Raw genomic sequence first — 16995 nt, forward strand, 5'->3', positions numbered from 1 at the left:
GAATTGTTTGCTGATTTTTGTTCCTATTTTCTTCACGCTGTTCCGATGTTTTGTGGCATGGAAAGGACACGATGAAAAAAACGGGTTTACTGTTCCTGATGGGATGGATGGTGTCTCTGTCCTCGGGGGCCAAAACAGTGGTGTACACTGACCGCCAGCACCCGCCGGTGAATCTGACTCCGGACAGCCAGGTGGTCTGGCTGGATGCGGCTAAACAGCATCAGAAAAAAATCTTCCCTCAACTTTCCCCAGATCCCCAGCAGGCCCGCCTTCAGGCACAGGCTGTACTGCAATCGCATCATTGGCGTGAACAGGAACAAGCGCTTATCAACGCCTACCGTGAGGTGGTTGAAGCCTGGCAACGGGGTGTACGTCAGTACCCAGCGGTGGTTTTTGATGACCGTGATGTGGTGTATGGCACCGCAGATGTTGCCAGAGCGACGGCGCTCAGGGAGCAATACCGGCCATGAATCCGTCACGCATTGCTTTTCCTGTGCTCATCACGCTGGTTGCGGCGTTTGCGCCGGCCACACAAGCCGCCATCAATACCGCCCAAATTGTGGCAAGTAGCCTCTCACCTGCCTGCATTCAGTGGCGGGTCAGCGGCATTTGTTACTGGCTGTTCTGTTCATGGCATGGCTGCACGGTGAAAACCTCGGTCAAAGTGACCCATTTCCTGCCGCAGACGGTGGTTGCCACCTATCATGGCTCCGGCGGCAACCCGTGGTCTGACATGGCGCAAATCAGCGCCTTATCCGGCGGGCTGGAAAATACGGTGACCGGAGCCTTAGCCCATCTGACTGCCGGTGGAGGCAATCACAATATTCAGGTTGCCGGAAAGCGCACTACCCATCTGCGTTTCAAATACGCTGATGCCATCGGGCATCCCGCCACGACGCTGATAGGTGGGCAAATTCCGGGCTATTCCTGCAAAAGTGCAGCGACGCCATTGATGCCTTATTTCCTCAGCACGCTGGATACCGTGGCGTGGCGCAGCGGGTTGCCGGAGTCATTTTATCCGGAAGCCCTTATCCCCGGTCAGCGGGAACTGGGTAGCCAGATGCGTGGCAATATGTGGGGAAACCTCTACCCGCGTGCCGGTTTTGTGACGCAGGCGGATGAAGATAAAGCGGCGGCCGTGGTGGCACAGCGGGTGGCCGACATCATTACCCGTACTGGCCAGCCTCATGTCTATCAGCCGCTGACCGGGCAACGCCGTGACGGCTACTGGCCACCGCCGCCGGTGACGGAAAATACCGGCACGAAAAATCATCAGTGGCAGCGGTTATCGCCACAGTTAAGTCAGTCTTGTGCCGTGTTTCCTGACGGAACACATTCCGCTGCCATGAATGGCAATCAGGCGTATGCCTTGTGGCAACCCTACAGCTGTTGCAAACGGCGCGGGCAGCGCTTTCTCAGCAGTACGGATATTTGAATCAGGAGGTCAGATGACGACAAGAAACGCCGTATGGCTGGTCGTGGGCGCAATGATGCTTGCTCCGATACAGTCCCATGCGACCGGGCTGTCCCTCACCTTACCGCAGGTGAATCGAAGTGCCCTGGGCTATGGCGCAGAGGCCAGCGGGGCCGTCTCCGATACGCTGTTTTATACGTTGGGTGGCGGTTCGGTGATTTCTGAGCCGGCCAGTCGCGGTGGTTCAACCATGCTGGCCGGTCTGGAACTGGGTTGGAGCTCGGATTTGATGTGCGGTAATTTTGACCTGAAAACTACGATCAGCAATCAGCTTAACGGTATTACGGCCGGGTTTAAGAACCTGATGAGTGATGTGGTTCAGGGCGCCACCGGAGCGGTTGCCAGTCTCCCAGCCATGATAATTCAGCGGGCCAATCCGGGGCTGTATGACATGCTGACCAACGGGGTGTTGCAGGCTAATGTGGCGTTTGATAAAGCCCAGTTCAATTGCCAGAACATGGCGAAGAGAATGATGGATTTTGCGCAGAACAACAAATGGAGCCAATCGGCGGCGTTGCAGGAGTACAAAAATCAGGTCAACGGCGGAGATGGCGATGCGGTGCGTGTCAATAATGCCGGCACCAAAGCGACCGGAGCCGGCGGGCATTCATGGATTGGCGGGCAACGACAGGGCGGGAAGGGACAGAATGCCATTCGCCCGACCCGTGATTTAGCCAGCGCTGGCTTTAATATGATGAATCAGTTGCCGGTACTGAGTCAGTCGTCGGTCAGCTCCTTCAATTGCGAGGGCAGTGCCTGCCGTAAATTCAGCACGGCGCGGGAAGCGGCCGAGGCGGTGGTCAGTGTACTGGGCGACCGGGCCATCCGGACCTGCGCGCAAGCCACAGAGTGCACCAGTGGGGGCGAGCAACATCAATCGGGGACAACGGTCGCGGGGACGGGGTTTGCCCCGATGCTGGAAGCTCACACCAAAATGAACACCGAACAACTGGTGAAACTGGTCAGCGGCACAGAGAAACCCACGCGGGCGAATCTCACCAAACTGAAAACCGGCAGCCTGGCCGTGACGCAAGGTGTTATCCAGGCGTTGCAGCGTGATCCCGATAGGGCTGCACTGACTGCACGTCTGGCGGGGGAGCTGGCGATGAGTGAGACCATTGAAACCGCGTTACTGATGCGCCGGATGCTGATCACCGGCATGTCCGAACCTAATGCGGCAGCACAATCGGAAGCGCTGGCAGAAGGCGACCGCCGGATTGCCGCTCTGGATCGGGAAATTAATGCGCTGAAAAATGAAATGGAGCTGAAGCAGGTACTTTCCCGTAATTCCATTCTGACCATCATTGAACGGGATACGCAGCGTATTCACGCTCATCCACAAAAACAGGTCGCGGACAGTCAGGATGCCCGTTTTTCTCAGTTGGAATCCTCCAATCAGGTGCGCAGATAAAATTGATGATGGCAGAGAAACGTAAACGTGCAAGATTAAGAAAAGGTATTGGGTTATTGCTGATTATCGCTTTGGTGATGGTCGTGACGCTCGCCATCGGCTGGGCAGGGGGGAATTATCCCGAAACCCTGTCTGCCTTGAATCGCGGGCTGGAAAGATATCAATCGCTTTGGCTGTTATGGCGATTAAGCCTTTACGGCGGGCTGCTCTGGGGCGGTTGGAAAATTGGGCAAAGAGTGAAACATCAGGCGGAATACCGCACGACGCTGAGACGGATGATGGCGGCTAGCGGGCTGTTTATCCTGCTGGGGGAATATGCCCTGTTTGTCAGTCAGGGAAGTGTGTCATGACCACGAACAGTTATCTGGAATATTTACTGACCCTGCTCGGTTGGGTGGTGAATAATGGCCTGTGGCACATTCTGATAGCGACGGGGTTGTTTACCCTGCCGTTAGTGGTCAAAGTGATTGCCATTTGGCTGAAAGTGCGGGAGTGCGGGGAGGAAGAAGGCCCCAATGGATTGCAGTCGCTGGCCCGGATTGAAAATACGCTCTACAGTGCGTTTTTCGTGATGGTGTTTTGCTGCGTGCCGCTGGTCAATGTCAGCTTCAGCACCCTCCAGTATGATACCGCACGAACTAAAAGCTGTGGCACCTGGACACCCGGCACACCGGAGAACAGCGGTTATGCGCCGGTGATATCCAGCCTGAATAATCAAACGGCGGCAGTGCCGATTTGGTGGGCCGTGGTGCACCGGTTATCCAAAGGGCTGACGCAGGCGGCAGTGGCCACTATTCCCTGTCGGCCGGATTTACGGCAACTGCGTTTTGACGTGCAGCATACCCGTATCAAGAGCCCGGCACTGGCGGCGGAGTTACAGGATTTTACCCACGATTGTTATGCGCTGGCCCTGTATCAGTGGCAACAACGCGATCAGGAACACATCAGCGATCCGATTATCCTGAATGATATCGGCTGGCTGGGCAGCCGCACATTTTTAGCCGGGGATTACCGGACGCTGCAATCGCGCCTGCCCCGGACTGACTTTCCGTGGCAAGAGAGTAGGGATAATGGGCGGCCGTATACCGGATCGGGGGGATATCCAACCTGTCAGGCCTGGTGGTCTGCCGCCCAAATTGGGCTGAAAGATCGGGTGCTTGAGCAGGCTGATCCGGGGTTATGGTTGCGTTTGTCCGCCACCCTGAAAATGCTGGGTAAAAACACGCCCGCTTATCAGGAAGCGGTGATCCGCCGTCTGGTCAGCCCGGTGAATCTGACCGTTTCTCAGGAAGGAGTTGTTTATGCCGGCTATGGCGGTCATGCCGATCCCACTCTGCTGGATGGTTCTAACCGGGTCGGTGCCTCCGCAGGGACATTGCTGAGCGGATTGCTTAATATGCCGATGTTCGATGCGGTGCGTCAGGCACTGCCGATGATGCAGGCGGTGATTTTAATGGCGTTGTATATCTTAATCCCGTTGCTGCTGTTGGTGGCTGCGTATGAGTTTAAAACCGTGTTCACCCTGACGTTTGTGATTTTCGCGCTGAATTTCCTGACGTTCTGGTGGGAGCTGGCACGCTGGCTGGACAGCCATTTGCTGGACGCCCTGTACGGCTCAGATACCCATAGCCTGTTTAATCTGGCGGGCATACAGAACACGTCAGATGATATGATTATGGGCTTGGTGATGGGGACGTTGTTTATTGTGCTGCCGATGGTCTGGCTGGGGGCATTGGCCTGGGCCGGTGTGCGGATGGGTGACGTCGGTGGCCTGATGAGCCAGGGTGTGGGGCAGGTCAGGCAATCTGCTGGCATGTTCGGGCAGATGGTGATGCAGAAGATGATGTCAAAAGGAAAATAGACAAGCTGGTGTTTACAACGTCAGGGATACGCAGTTATCCCTGAATTGTCATTTGAATGTTAGGTCAGTTTTCTGTTTTTTTTGGCTGTTTGATTTATTTATTACTGCCTCGTTAATGAAAGATAAAATAACTGTTTTTAACAAGATGGATAAATGAATCATTTAACGACAATGCGCTATTGATTTAATTTATTCTATTTTAGAATGCAGATCGGCTTTATAGTGGTTTTTGTATCGTTATATTTCACATTGGGATTTTAATACGCGATATTTATGAGATTCCTCACAAAACAGACAATAAACCCATGCCATTTTATTTCATATGACATACGCTAAAAAGGTTATACTTGTCATGTTCTATATCAATAATGCCATTTCATTGATAGTAGACGATTTATAGAAGCCTCAATGGTTGAAGCCATTGAGGCTTCGCCGTTTATTGCCATTAAATAAATGCGGGGAAGATTCAATTTACCGATTTGGTTTAATTTTTTTACTATTGAATTCATTATAAAAAGGATTAAATTGGAACGCCTTGAATATCATCTGAAAAGGTTCAGGGAAAGTCATGCGTGATATTGATAAAAATCACAAAAATAAAAAAGTTAAAAAACAATCCGATCATTTTATTCCTTACAAAACGACGTATGATTTGCGGTTAACAAAAAGAGAACCCAATTTAATCAACATACTGATGCAAGTTCAGGGGTATGAATACGGCTTTTTTACGGTGTTAGGTGTCCGCCCTTTATCACAACGCGGTAACCCGAAAAGCACCTCCATTTATGTCGTGCGGTGCCGGTGTGGTAAATATGCCGTCAGGTCACTCAGGGCCATCAGAAACCCGGCGAATATGAATGACATGTGTGAGCATTGTCGTCACCTGTACAACCTGAGACGCAGAAACTACTTTCTTACTGAAGGGAAGGATGTTGATTTGTCAGAATTAACCGGCATTACCGATAAAAAGCCTTTAGACATTAAAGAATAAAGGAAGGGTATTGCGCTTGAATCTGAGCTACCTGAGCGCGTAAAAATCGTGGGGCAGAGATCATCGCACTGACATTGACCCGGTTTGATACACACGCTACCATCGAAATGTGATTATCAGTGATCTGTTCGCCTGTGAGGATCACCCATGCGATGGCGAAATAAAGCTCCCGTAGCCTGCAAGGGAGCGCATTACCCAGCGGTACATCTGCGCACTTTTGGAAGCAGATATCGTCAGACAATAATCCACCGTCCGGCGATGAAAGTTATCCGGTGTGATTCACGACCGGCTTATCACGCAATACGGGCAGCGCAGACTTTGCGTTGTCCCGAATATCGACGATAAACGTCCTGAATGTTGTGCGGCGTCACTTGCGTAAAAGCAGCGCGATTACCAAGTGACGCCGCTAAGCGGCCAACGTCCAGAGCACGTCCGGCCTGCTTTTACGACCCATTTGATCCCCGTATTACTCAAAGTCACCCATTGTTACGGGCCTTTTTCTGTCTGAATCGTTCTGTTTTGCTTGCTTTTCACCCACTGCCTGACAACAGGCTGATACCGAAAAAAGGAGAAATTACCCACGTCACGATAATGAGGCGTTCATCCTGATTAGATCAGGCTCTGAACGGGGAGCATGTCATCGCTGTGCTGAGCACGTCGCGAGCTCCTGCAAAAACTCAACACAACTTCGCCTTGCTACACATTATCTGACGCACCACGGAACGGTGAACCTGAACCGACACGCAGGGATTTGTTTAAAAATGAATAAATCAAAAGGAGATGCGCGGATGGCTCAGAAATCGGCACGTTCGAAAATTGAACGGTTCAGAAAAGAATTTATGACCCATGCCCGACATGCGGGCGGGAGTTTTGCGACGGTGGCGGAGCGTGAACGGATTGCCCGGCAGTTTCTTCACTTTCTAAAAGACAGGGGTATTAAGCTCCGGCAGGTGGACAGCCTCAAAACAACATATATTGAGCACTATATTGCACAGCGAAAGGCTGAGTGTATCAGTCACCGGACATTGCAAAATGAGATGGCAGCGCTGCGAGTCATTTTAACGCAGGCGGGTAAACATAAGCTGGCGGCAGCCGATAATCCGCGTCTGAGCAACCGGGCACTGGGTATTGCCAATACGGATCGCCGGGGAACAAAAATGGCGTTAACTCCGGCAGAATTTCAGGCGGCTTTTCAGCAGGTCGAACAAAAAGATCGGGGCGTGGCCGCCGTGATGCAACTGGCGTATGTACTGGGGTTGCGTACCAAAGAAGCGGTGGAAGCCTACAAATCTTTAGCTACCTGGAAAAAAGCGCTGGAAAACGGTCATACGTCAGTTCGGGTGGTGTTTGGCACCAAAGGCGGGCGACCGAGGCAGACGGTCATACTGGATCGGGAGGCGCTGCAACGGGCTATTGGCTATGCGGAGCGAGCAAAGACAGAACGCAGTGGCAGATTGATTGATAAGCCCTCAATTCACCAAGCGATAGATCGTTACCGCTACGTGGTCAGACGCGCCGGACTGGTGGGTAAACAAGCGCCACACAGCATGCGCTACCATTTTGCCCAGCAATCTGGCGCACATTATAAAGCTCAGGGACTCAGTGAGCGGGAAGCATTGGCACTGGTGTCAATGGATTTAGGGCATGGTGATGGGCGGGGGCGCTATATCCGGCAGGTGTACTATCAGAAGGTTGAGGATGAATAAGGTGTACTGGCTCATACACGGTCAGAAGGCTTGGTCATTGGAACACGAGCAAACTAACCTTGATACTTAATCAATTACCCACATGCTAACTCTAATTCGTTTCTGGACAAAAACAAGCTAGAGAGTTTGCTCTAGCTTTGGTTGTTTGGAGAAGAAAAAGTATATTAAAACCTTAAAATTTTATATGTGTGCTTAGTTGCATTAAGTTAGTCATTATCATCGTCTAGCCCTATGGAACCAAAGTTGATCGATTGAATTGGGTTTACTACTCTAACTTCCTCAACGTCCAATTTTGCTAGTTCGCCAGTTAAATTTCCAGTGAGCGTGATTAAAATCTCAGATGTAAATTTTTCTTTAGTAGTTTTTGTTATGTAACCTAAATGGACATGGTTACGATCTATTGAGTCATATGCAGAATGAATCGCCACGGATAATCTTCATCATGTTCTATGATTTCAAAATTTGAATCAGCTAATTCAAAATTACTTAACCACCCACTACACCCTTCAGGCTCCCAATAAAGAGCCGAATCAGCGTCTTGCTCTGGAGTAAAATCATCAAAGTAAGTTTTAAGCTTTTCATTGACTTTTTTCATAAAATCACCAGCTTGGAAATTATCATATGCATTAATCAATGAGGATAAAAACTCAGACGGAGCTGTAGTTTTATTAATATTCATATATTCTCCAAATACACATAAATTATTGGAAGATTATTAGTCTGATAACGGATCTAAGTAATACTGATTTTCTTCAACGTATTCTATGAGGAGGCTTGCATTTTCACAAAATTGTATGGGTACAATATGTATTAAAAAATGACTTTGCCCTAATTTATTACTGGGAGAAATTTAACTTAAAAACTTACTTGGTCAAATTAGTTAAATGTAGTGAAGAATTCAATTTGATACTATTCTATACGCAATGAATTTCAAGTTGCATCGCGGCGGCAAGGGAATTCATCCCCAGGAGCATAGATAACTATGTGGCTGGGGTGAATGAGTGCAGCCAATAAAGAGGCAACTTGAAAGGCGAAGCGTATAAATCCTATTTTTATAGCCACCCTAGTTCAGAGAGGGTTTAAAAACGACGATTAAATGAAATCAATCTCAATATGAGTTAATTAAGCGACTTACATCACGATAAATGATTAAAATTCAATTGGTTAATTGTATGCTAATCATGCCGTATGCATAATAGGGATAACTATTCTTTAAGGTATAATTAGATGAGTGAAACCAAACAAATAGCAGAGATGGCCTCTGTAGTCGCTGAAGAGCTATTTCAGTATTTAAAGTGGAAACGCAAGGTTGTAGAAGACCATAGTTGGGATTGCGTGACCCCCGAGGAACATGGTAATAAAAATGATCACCCTTCCGATTGTGTGCTTTACTATCGTGATCCTTACGATAATGAGATGAAATATATAAACACCGATCTGAAGAGCTACAAAAAAAACTCAATAACCAAAGGCCAAATACATAGTGCTTTAGAGTCTCTCTCTTATGCAACAAATTGTGCTGGCTATAACCCAAATTGGCAAAACCTTTATAAACCTGAGGATAGCCATTCTGTTCACGGTATGCTCTTTGTATATAATCATTGTGGTGAATATGATGGTAACTTTGATGAAATAATCAGAACTATTAATGAAGAAAAAGTTAATCATCTAGAGGATACAAACAAAATATTCATTTGTAGTCCTAAAAAAATTGTTGAGTTGTATAGTATAGTGATGGATATACAGGTAATGATTGGCAGAGGCCATCTACCAGAAATTGATGATTATTGTTTCTTCCATCCCAGTGAAATTCTTAACAAAAATCATTTCGACAGTGTTTATGGTGAACCTGCGACAATCGAAACATTGTCATCTCCTTGGATAATTATTAAGCATGCAAAAGCACGCATAAGAGAAGCTGGTTTTGTTATTTACTATATGAAAGAAGGTCAAGAAGTTGATGAATTTGTTTACTTGTTGGATGCGCTTTCCTACTACCAAATACTAAATGATAAAGGATCCGTTTGTATCAAGTTGGTTAATAATAATGAGTTTGGCGTACTTAACCTATACACAGCCATAGAGCAATACTTTGGTGATTTGGGTTATTCAGATGAACGCATAGAAGAACTTAAAATCTCTTTAGTTGGCGGGACAATAGCAAAATCTCAACCTCAGTTTTCCGCGATTGAAATAGGTCTTCGTAAATGAACAAAGAAAATAAAAAAGTAGGTAATCGCCTATACTTTATGAACGATAAAAATATCCGAGATGGCCTTGTTGCTCAACGAGTTAAAGCAGAAAACATAGCTGCTCTTTTACTAGATAAAGGCATTCTTGTTTCACAAAAAAGTACCAAAGAAGAGTTATTAGACATTGTGCAAAAAGTAAGATTTGATTTCTATGATTACCGTTATCTTTGCCTACTCTTAGAAAATCCTGACCGTAGAGATAGCCAATCTACATCGGAGATACCTGAAAAATGTACAAAAGGAAATATCACTAAAGCCTTTCAAGATGTCAAAAAATCTATGTCTGATGATGAGATAAGCTTAACTTTAACAAGTGCTTCCGCAACTAAATTCAGTATAGAGGCGAACTATGTAGATGTAGATTACTCAAAAGCACCTATGCGACAGAGAACTCGCAAGAAAGGTATTATCGAGATTGAAGTAAACAGGGAAAATGGTGAAACTAGCATACACTTTCCTGCTACAGATGTGGGTAAAGAAGTTAAGAATAAATTAGTTAAAGCAATATCTGAGCAGCTACAGACACAGGTAACACCTATTGAGATAGATTACGAGCATGCTACCACTAAAGAACGAACCGAATTTTTTACTCGTCTAATAAAACTAGAAAATTATGACGTTTATGATGTTGTGAACGTAAACGTAAAAAATATAGGAAGCGATAAAGATGAAAATGAAAGCGACTTCACTGGTCAAGTAAGGAAAGCAGTTTTGTCTGGTCAAGAGTTATTAGCATCTAAAATCTACGACAGTTTCCCTAGCGATAAGTATCACATATACAAAATTGTCTGGAAAGTTAGGGAAATAATACCTAATGTTGGTTCTGAACAATCTGATTGCTATGCCGTTGAAGCTCAATTTGATAACCCTGATAAATCTAAGGGTTTCAGATATCAGGTTAAGACAGTTCAACGTTATAGTCGAGGAAGTTTAAACGCAACTCCTTCTAATTCGCTTAATAAACATGAAGCAGAAAAACTCTCTAAACTCATTTACAAGACTGCTTTGTCGATATACACGGAAATGATGCAGTCTAAGGACTAAGTTATGAACCAACGTATCTCATTCTTTAAGCTTGATACTAAGCTAACTACGAAAAATATCGTAAGTTCTCTATTAAACATGAGGTATACAGAGGAAAAAAACTCTGGTTTTATGCTTAGTAAAGTCAATGGTTCAAGAATAAAGGCGAAACATATTTACAAATATGAAAAGACTAGTGATCTCGTGACCCCTTTTGGTGAAATTAAAAAAAACAGTCTTGAGGAATATTATATTAATGAATTTATCTTACATGAAGAATATATCGAAATACTAAATGCAGCTAAAAACCTTTCACACTTTAGACGTGATTTAATAAGAGCATTAGATAATCAATGCATAATATCTAATTTTGAACTTGATCTTAAAAAGTTTATGGGCTTATTGCCTAATGAAATTGATTCTATTTTTTACGTTAGTGGCCTGGAAATATACTCGAAAAGCATAATTGAAAATTCAACTTTGAAATTGGGGTTAAGTAGTAATAAAGATATTTTTGACAAGATCAATAAATTTCTACCTAATTCTAATTATGAATTAAGAAGGTTGAATTTAAATATAGATAATGATCGAGTGGAGATTGAATTAAATTCAAGAGGGAATGTAAAAATCATAGGGGATAAATTAACTGGTGAGGAATTCAATAAAATCAGTAGGTGTCTTTTAACTTGTAAAATTGAATAAAGAGAATGTAACTTGGGCATAATAATTTGTATTAGCTCAGACTTGTTCTGGCACCGCTACGGCACAGAGCTAGACCTAATCTGACAGGTAGCTCAGTGCCAAAAGTGGACATCGCTGATATTTGAATGAACTAATCTGCTGGGAGCAATCATATTGTATAGCCATGCAGTCGCGCTGAAATCATCAGGCTCACTTTTTCGCACTATGTACAAGAGGCGCTGGAAACACCCTTACGCGTCAGAGAAGTGTACTGAGGGCCTCTGGGGCGGTGTAGCAAAGTGATGTTATAGTAAATAGCAATTTTTTATATATTGACGCGCTACATTCTTAGTGATATTTTTTTAGCGTTAGGCTATTACCCAACCTCAAGGGAATCAGGCGATTCCGGGTTCATATTCAGTGTCATTTTTGCCACTGATGAATTTGTATACTTGAGGAAAAATCATGTCAAAAATATCGTCACATCCATTCGCTAATTCTTTTCTTGATAAAAAATTAATACAACAAGCAATCAACCGAACTAAATCTGCACGTGTAGTATCCGCTGTTTCAGAGATAGAAAAATTTCGCGTGCAATATCAGTATATTAAGCATACATCTGGAAAAAACGATCTACTTTGTGCAATGCTTGGTGTTTCAAAAATAACTCATATTGAAGTTAAAAAATTGCCTGTAGATGAACGTTTATGCTGGGGAGATGTGCTCAAACGCCGTCAAGAACAAACCAAAAACCTTCAATCATTTATAGAAAAAAACTCCCATGAATTGGGATATGAAGTCCCTGTCGATTTAGCTGAACAATGTGGTATTTTTGTTAATTTAACTCAACCAACAGCTGTCGCTCGTGATAAATACTTGCAAATACACTGTGAAGTAGAAGAAGCAAAATTGAGAGGAGAGCTGCCATCAATATTTGAGTATGTGTGGAGTAGGGTTATGAATAACCCTGAAGCAACTCAAGCTGATGCCTACAAAGTAATAGCTTTACACCGACTTGCTGATGAAAATTCAATTACCCCAGATATTTTTCATAGTAGTCGCTGGTTAATTATACGTGAAGAATTAGGGATAATTGCCGCCCAATGGATAAATTCTGGAACGCCAGTAAAATCTTGGCAAGGTATTGTATTACTGCAAGCACTCTGGGATATGGGAATAATTTATGCTGGGAGCCAACTTGCACAATCCCTTTTTCATAAAGCTGGAGATTTCAGACGTGATGAGAAAACTGCATTAAAAGTAATTATAAAAACATTTGAACAGTACAACGATGCTCGCCAATATGGCCCTGTATTTACAGCAAAGGATACTGAGAATGAACTTTTTCGTTGCTACAATACAATTGTTCTTAAAGGGCTACAAAATGAAAGCAATCCAGAAAAATTACATCAATTAACCCGTGGCTTGGTAGATGTACTTACCGAGGGGGCAGAAAAAAGGTTTGAAGGATTTTCCTCTGCTTTATTATGCTTAATAACACCTAAATTCCCTCCACTTAGTGATACGTCAGATGGTATAGACTTGTCTGCAAATAAAGCCTATTTCTCTCTTAGAGAGAAATTATCTCATCATGAAAAAATTGAGTCTTTTTTATTAGAATTAGCTAAGTCTAATAACATTAGAAAATTTCAATCTAGAATTAAATAAATCACGAGGATTTATGATTATAAAAAAAGTAGGTGACTTGGTCATTGAAATACCAGAATCAATGATTGTTAATGGTGAGGAGTTATTCTTTACTCACTCAGACTTAATACCTGTATTTTCTGAAGGCGGTGACCCAGATGATAATACACCAATTGGTTTTAATTTGGTCCATGAAGTTCCTGGAGGTGGAACTGTTAATAACGGCATTTATGCTGATTTTTACGGAGATACTAATGTTCTCCCCGGGCCATTAGATGAGCGCGACGACTACGAACACCCTGATGATAGTCCTATAGATACTTACTTTACCCCACCTTCGGATTTTGTTGATCAAGTCAACGTGTACATCGAATATGATGAGGATGGAGAAGAGTAGCTTTCATGAAAGAGCCTGTTTTTTAGGCTCTTTCTTTATCGAGCTCATGGTATCATAGACAATGATATTGTTAATTTTAGTTGTTAAGTGTGATCTGCCCGTTTTTCGCTCCAAGCTGACTGTCAGATTTGATTGTATTCCGTCTTGAAAAACTGTCAGCTTTAGTCTGAGCTAATACAAATAATTACTGTCCAAGTTTTATTATATTAACCATTTTAAAATTTATATGAATTCTATCATGCTTTTTTCATATAGTCGCTGTTAGCAAAATCATCAAATATTGTATTTTTCCGGTTTATTAGTTTTTGTATGGATAAAATCTCTAATTAATGATTAAAAAACTTTGGTCTAATAAACTTTTTGGGTAAAAATGTGTTAGACCAAATGGATCACTGCATGAAATGAACATTGACAGCCTGCCTCCTGACTAACCCCAAAGCCCATTGCCTTCCTGACATTATTTTCTGTCCCCAAAAATGAATTACCCATTGACCTTATGATTTCTGTTGATTAGCGTAGTCAAACTTATCAATGATCTGGTCGCTTGTGAGGATCACCTTCGGGCAGCGACAACAATACTCCTGTAGCCTGCAAGGGAGTACACCATCGTGTGGTACATCTGCGCACCTTTGGAAGCAGATATCGTCAGTCTGATGACGATGAAGGTTGTTTCATCTTATCCATCATGGCCAACCGGCCAGTCACCCAACGGGGAACACGTTTCCCATTGGGTCAGTGTTCTCCGTTTTTTTATTCAGGAGAATACCATGCAACAAAATATACCCCCGACCACGGTGCACACGGCGCCCGTGTCTGAACATGCCTCTTTTGCTGACCTTTTTCCGCAAACCAGTTCACTGGAGCGGATGCTGTTGGAGCACACGTTCGTGAAAGCTGCTGCTGTGCTATGTGAAAACTACCGGCGTGATCGGTGGCAGTGCCGAAAGGTATCAGATACCGTTGCTTATGTCGTACCAACACGGTCGGATGCCTATGTTGTCAACGTCAAGACAACAAACTTTAACGGCGAAGTCTCCGCTGATACGTTCGGGTTGATGGTGACCCTGACCGTATTGGGGTATCTGGCCGCATTAATGAAACAAGGTGAGTATGCTGAGCAGTTTTGTAACCTGCGTGAATATGCGGCACTGCAACATCCTCAGGCTCTGTGCATCCGGACGGCTCTGGGCTTAAAAGGAGACTGTGATGCCAAATAATGAACACATTATGCTGGACAGTCTTGCGCTGTCGGCCGTGTTTCCCGACAAGACCCCATTAGAACGGTTGTTTCTGGGGTTCCTGCTGGCAAATACCGCGTCAACGTTATGCGGTGATTATCAGCCGGAACAGTGGACAAGCCGACAAGTCTCTGAATCGCTGACTTACCTGGTGCCGACGTATGCGGAAACCTATTCGATTTACCTGCCGGACACGCAACTGACGGTGACACTCTCCGCTGATGCCTTCGGACTGGCGGTTACCTCAATCGTATTGGCCCGTGTTGCGGTGCTGGATGAACCGAATGAGGAAGCGTATCGATTCTGTGCATTGCAGGAGTATGCACAGCAGCACCCGGAAAACGACCTGATAAGAGCCGTTATGACACTGAAGCCTGAAGACGCGGGTATCAGCCCGTCATGGCTCTATAACAACAATAATCATCACTGACGTTATCAGCACATGAGGCTGTTAACGCTTTTCTTAAGCGCCTGACCAGGGAAGTAAAAACACCTTCCCGGCCTCGGGCGGGTGTTTTCTTATTTAACGTGAAATCAAGGAACACCATCATGAACCCTGTTTTTTTGCCGGTACCGGATGATGCCGGCTCCGTATTACAGGAGGCATTGTTTATCGCCCAGGTAACCGGCCTGAGACACCATCCCAAAGTGTCACACTCATTGCTGACAGATACCCTGACAATAGGGGAAGCCGCCACCATTACAGAGATAGTACAACGTCTGAAGGTGATTCATCTGTTGGGGGATTGGCCGGCACCGGAGACGTTATCCGGTCAGTGTGAACGGGCTTTTTTTCCGCTGACCGTCATGATTGTTGACGCTCAGGACAGAAAAGTGCTCGGCGGCCGGTTTGATGACGAAATTGTCTGGGCGCAGCCGGTCACATTGACGTCGGAACGTCTGTCACTGGAACGGCAGCAGCAGCGGTTATGTCAGGCCGCGATGCTTGAGCAGAGCTGGCAGAATGCGCCGGCGGCACGTGCGTTATGGCATCAGGCGTATTTATTGTCACTGCATCGGGTTTCATCCCGTTATCAGCAGTGCAGTGAAGTGCAGGATATCCTTCGGCACGGCGCATCGGTCAGTATTCAGGAGGCCGCATGATGACCATAGCACATTTAACCGTTTGGCAGGTGATTGCCGCCGCTTTACTGAAGCGGCATTTTGGCCTGAACCTGACTGACACAGTATTGTGTGAAACCGACACCGTGGCGGCGCTGACAACCCGTGGTGTCCGGCCGTCAGAAGCCATTAACGAACTGGTGGATAAATACAGATTAACCCGGCTGAACGCGCAGGCAGACCCGCGCAGTACACCTTATCTGGATATCCACGATGAACTGACAGTCATTTTTGACAGTGGCCTGGCGGACAGGTTATTAAAGCAAGCCAAACCGTAATCTTTTTCTAATCACCTTTTTTCAATCTACCCATCGGGGGAACGGTTCCCCTAACGGGCGGTTCCTCCGGTTTATTTTTATCATTCAAGTGAGGAACTTAACCATGGCAGAATGGTGCACCAATCAACTGGAAATTACCGGCAAATCCGTCTGTATCGATGTAATGCAACAGTGGGTCTGCGGGGAAGAAGCCCCCCGTTACCGTCAGGCGGTGTTGCAAAGTTTACGCCTGTTTCTGGCCGGTTGTGCGGGGATACTCAAACCCACCAAACCGCAAACTTACGCGCCGTACCCGGCGTTAGTACGCGGCACGGCGGCACCCACGGCGCAGCATCTGGCCTTTGAACAGTGGCTGCTGCTGTTACAGAATAATGTGCCGTTGAATACGGACAATATCAAACGCATTGATAACCTGTACCGCCAGTCCGGTCTCAGCCTGATGTCGTGGGACAAAGTGCCGGAAGTCGCACGGGATGTTATCGCCCATCTGCTGATCCGCCAGTACACCGACTGGTTTGGTATGGTGGGTTGGTCTGACACGCTGGATATCGGGGCGTGCTGGGACAGGCTGGAGGTTTATCCGCAGGCGGCACAGCCCTGCGATATGCTGATGATTATGTCAACCCAACTGGCCACCGAAATCAACGGAAACAGCACGTTGCTGAAAGAGATCTCTACCACAGCGCAGTTTTATGAAGAGCTATACGGGCTGGAATGGCCGTTTGGCCACCATGTCCGCTGGGAGCGCCGGAATGTCAGCAGTTTAACCGTGCGTTTTGATTCCCCCTGGGCACCGCCTTCGGCGGAGCTGATGGGAGAGCTGTCTGCAATGTTTGACTGTGAAATCCGCCACTGGTACAGCGAAGCGTCAGGCCAATTCAAAGGCTACGACTGTTATGACCAGGGCGAGCATG

19 protein-coding genes are annotated in these 16995 nt (G+C 45.7%); 18 read left to right on the plus strand and 1 reads right to left on the minus strand.

The annotated features are described in order from the left end of the window. Positions 1–71 precede the first annotated feature (71 nt). The 8 genes from BM100_RS20895 (at position 72) to BM100_RS20925 (ending at position 7443) form a co-directional block, all read left to right on the plus strand. Positions 72–470: a TIGR03757 family integrating conjugative element protein gene (locus tag BM100_RS20895; protein WP_092514447.1), complete on the plus strand. Its 399-nt coding sequence runs from the start codon at positions 72–74 to the stop codon at positions 468–470. Then, on the plus strand, positions 467–1435 hold the full coding sequence (locus BM100_RS20900) for a TIGR03756 family integrating conjugative element protein (RefSeq protein ID WP_092514449.1): 969 nt from the start codon (positions 467–469) through the stop codon (positions 1433–1435). Before BM100_RS20895 ends, BM100_RS20900 begins: the two co-directional genes overlap by 4 nt. A gap of 52 nt (positions 1436–1487) precedes the next feature. Further along, entirely contained in the window at positions 1488–2885 is a 1398-nt protein-coding gene (locus BM100_RS20905; protein ID WP_244590704.1) for an integrating conjugative element protein, read from the plus strand. A gap of 5 nt (positions 2886–2890) precedes the next feature. Then, complete coding sequence (locus BM100_RS20910) at positions 2891–3235, plus strand: hypothetical protein (RefSeq protein ID WP_092514453.1); 345 nt, start codon at positions 2891–2893, stop codon at positions 3233–3235. Continuing rightward, on the plus strand, positions 3232–4746 hold the full coding sequence (locus tag BM100_RS20915; RefSeq protein ID WP_092514455.1) for a conjugal transfer protein TraG N-terminal domain-containing protein: 1515 nt from the start codon (positions 3232–3234) through the stop codon (positions 4744–4746). The genes BM100_RS20910 and BM100_RS20915 overlap by 4 nt, the downstream gene beginning before the upstream one ends. Positions 4747–5314: 568 nt before the next feature. Continuing rightward, positions 5315–5737 (plus strand): hypothetical protein, encoded by a 423-nt coding sequence (locus tag BM100_RS20920; RefSeq protein WP_092514457.1) that lies wholly within the window; start codon positions 5315–5317, stop codon positions 5735–5737. Between the two features lie 147 nt (positions 5738–5884). Further along, positions 5885–6082 carry a hypothetical protein gene (locus tag BM100_RS22810; RefSeq protein WP_139217015.1) on the plus strand — a complete coding sequence of 66 codons (198 nt, stop codon included), beginning with the start codon at positions 5885–5887 and terminating at the stop codon, positions 6080–6082. 443 nt (positions 6083–6525) lie between these two features. Next, positions 6526–7443, plus strand: a complete 918-nt coding sequence (locus BM100_RS20925; RefSeq protein WP_092514459.1) for an integrase domain-containing protein — start codon at positions 6526–6528, stop codon at positions 7441–7443. A gap of 397 nt (positions 7444–7840) precedes the next feature. Here the strand turns inward: BM100_RS20925 and BM100_RS20930 are convergent, their stop codons facing one another. Continuing rightward, positions 7841–8122, minus strand: coding sequence for a hypothetical protein (locus tag BM100_RS20930; RefSeq protein ID WP_092514461.1), 282 nt, complete (start codon positions 8120–8122; stop codon positions 7841–7843). 548 nt (positions 8123–8670) lie between these two features. Here BM100_RS20930 and BM100_RS20935 point away from each other — a divergent pair. From BM100_RS20935 to BM100_RS20980, 10 genes are all read left to right on the plus strand, one after another. Further along, positions 8671–9654, plus strand: coding sequence for a PD-(D/E)XK nuclease domain-containing protein (locus tag BM100_RS20935; protein ID WP_092514463.1), 984 nt, complete (start codon positions 8671–8673; stop codon positions 9652–9654). Next, on the plus strand, positions 9651–10739 hold the full coding sequence (locus tag BM100_RS20940; protein WP_092514465.1) for a hypothetical protein: 1089 nt from the start codon (positions 9651–9653) through the stop codon (positions 10737–10739). The genes BM100_RS20935 and BM100_RS20940 overlap by 4 nt, the downstream gene beginning before the upstream one ends. A 3-nt stretch (positions 10740–10742) precedes the next feature. Beyond that, on the plus strand, positions 10743–11420 hold the full coding sequence (locus BM100_RS20945) for a hypothetical protein (RefSeq protein ID WP_092514467.1): 678 nt from the start codon (positions 10743–10745) through the stop codon (positions 11418–11420). Between the two features lie 444 nt (positions 11421–11864). Further along, positions 11865–13067 (plus strand): hypothetical protein, encoded by a 1203-nt coding sequence (locus tag BM100_RS20950; RefSeq protein WP_092514469.1) that lies wholly within the window; start codon positions 11865–11867, stop codon positions 13065–13067. A 13-nt stretch (positions 13068–13080) separates the two neighbouring features. After that, complete coding sequence (locus tag BM100_RS20955; RefSeq protein ID WP_092514471.1) at positions 13081–13443, plus strand: hypothetical protein; 363 nt, start codon at positions 13081–13083, stop codon at positions 13441–13443. A gap of 767 nt (positions 13444–14210) precedes the next feature. Beyond that, positions 14211–14660, plus strand: a complete 450-nt coding sequence (locus tag BM100_RS20960) for an antirestriction protein (protein WP_092514479.1) — start codon at positions 14211–14213, stop codon at positions 14658–14660. Continuing rightward, positions 14650–15111: an antirestriction protein gene (locus tag BM100_RS20965; RefSeq protein ID WP_092514473.1), complete on the plus strand. Its 462-nt coding sequence runs from the start codon at positions 14650–14652 to the stop codon at positions 15109–15111. Before BM100_RS20960 ends, BM100_RS20965 begins: the two co-directional genes overlap by 11 nt. A gap of 119 nt (positions 15112–15230) precedes the next feature. Continuing rightward, positions 15231–15785 (plus strand): hypothetical protein, encoded by a 555-nt coding sequence (locus BM100_RS20970; protein WP_092514475.1) that lies wholly within the window; start codon positions 15231–15233, stop codon positions 15783–15785. Then, positions 15782–16081, plus strand: a complete 300-nt coding sequence (locus BM100_RS20975) for a TA system toxin CbtA family protein (RefSeq protein ID WP_407078813.1) — start codon at positions 15782–15784, stop codon at positions 16079–16081. The genes BM100_RS20970 and BM100_RS20975 overlap by 4 nt, the downstream gene beginning before the upstream one ends. Positions 16082–16184: 103 nt before the next feature. Next, positions 16185–16995: DUF1281 domain-containing protein (locus BM100_RS20980; protein WP_092514477.1), on the plus strand; the 811-nt coding region annotated here is incomplete at its 3' end.

It is taken from the genome of Xenorhabdus mauleonii (assembly GCF_900113945.1).
Taxonomy (GTDB): domain Bacteria; phylum Pseudomonadota; class Gammaproteobacteria; order Enterobacterales; family Enterobacteriaceae; genus Xenorhabdus; species Xenorhabdus mauleonii.

What these genes read in the sequence shown, in the direction of transcription:
- BM100_RS20895 (WP_092514447.1), top strand. Translation starts at nt 72, where the DNA reads ATGAAAAAAACGGGTTTACTGTTCCTGATGGGATGGATGGTGTCTCTG.
- BM100_RS20900 (WP_092514449.1), top strand. Translation starts at nt 467, where the DNA reads ATGAATCCGTCACGCATTGCTTTTCCTGTGCTCATCACGCTGGTTGCG.
- BM100_RS20905 (WP_244590704.1), top strand. Translation starts at nt 1,488, where the DNA reads ATGATGCTTGCTCCGATACAGTCCCATGCGACCGGGCTGTCCCTCACC.
- BM100_RS20910 (WP_092514453.1), top strand. Translation starts at nt 2,891, where the DNA reads ATGATGGCAGAGAAACGTAAACGTGCAAGATTAAGAAAAGGTATTGGG.
- BM100_RS20915 (WP_092514455.1), top strand. Translation starts at nt 3,232, where the DNA reads ATGACCACGAACAGTTATCTGGAATATTTACTGACCCTGCTCGGTTGG.
- BM100_RS20920 (WP_092514457.1), top strand. Translation starts at nt 5,315, where the DNA reads ATGCGTGATATTGATAAAAATCACAAAAATAAAAAAGTTAAAAAACAA.
- BM100_RS22810 (WP_139217015.1), top strand. Translation starts at nt 5,885, where the DNA reads ATGCGATGGCGAAATAAAGCTCCCGTAGCCTGCAAGGGAGCGCATTAC.
- BM100_RS20925 (WP_092514459.1), top strand. Translation starts at nt 6,526, where the DNA reads ATGGCTCAGAAATCGGCACGTTCGAAAATTGAACGGTTCAGAAAAGAA.
- BM100_RS20930 (WP_092514461.1), bottom strand. Translation starts at nt 8,122, where the DNA reads ATGAATATTAATAAAACTACAGCTCCGTCTGAGTTTTTATCCTCATTG.
- BM100_RS20935 (WP_092514463.1), top strand. Translation starts at nt 8,671, where the DNA reads ATGAGTGAAACCAAACAAATAGCAGAGATGGCCTCTGTAGTCGCTGAA.
- BM100_RS20940 (WP_092514465.1), top strand. Translation starts at nt 9,651, where the DNA reads ATGAACAAAGAAAATAAAAAAGTAGGTAATCGCCTATACTTTATGAAC.
- BM100_RS20945 (WP_092514467.1), top strand. Translation starts at nt 10,743, where the DNA reads ATGAACCAACGTATCTCATTCTTTAAGCTTGATACTAAGCTAACTACG.
- BM100_RS20950 (WP_092514469.1), top strand. Translation starts at nt 11,865, where the DNA reads ATGTCAAAAATATCGTCACATCCATTCGCTAATTCTTTTCTTGATAAA.
- BM100_RS20955 (WP_092514471.1), top strand. Translation starts at nt 13,081, where the DNA reads ATGATTATAAAAAAAGTAGGTGACTTGGTCATTGAAATACCAGAATCA.
- BM100_RS20960 (WP_092514479.1), top strand. Translation starts at nt 14,211, where the DNA reads ATGCAACAAAATATACCCCCGACCACGGTGCACACGGCGCCCGTGTCT.
- BM100_RS20965 (WP_092514473.1), top strand. Translation starts at nt 14,650, where the DNA reads ATGCCAAATAATGAACACATTATGCTGGACAGTCTTGCGCTGTCGGCC.
- BM100_RS20970 (WP_092514475.1), top strand. Translation starts at nt 15,231, where the DNA reads ATGAACCCTGTTTTTTTGCCGGTACCGGATGATGCCGGCTCCGTATTA.
- BM100_RS20975 (WP_407078813.1), top strand. Translation starts at nt 15,782, where the DNA reads ATGATGACCATAGCACATTTAACCGTTTGGCAGGTGATTGCCGCCGCT.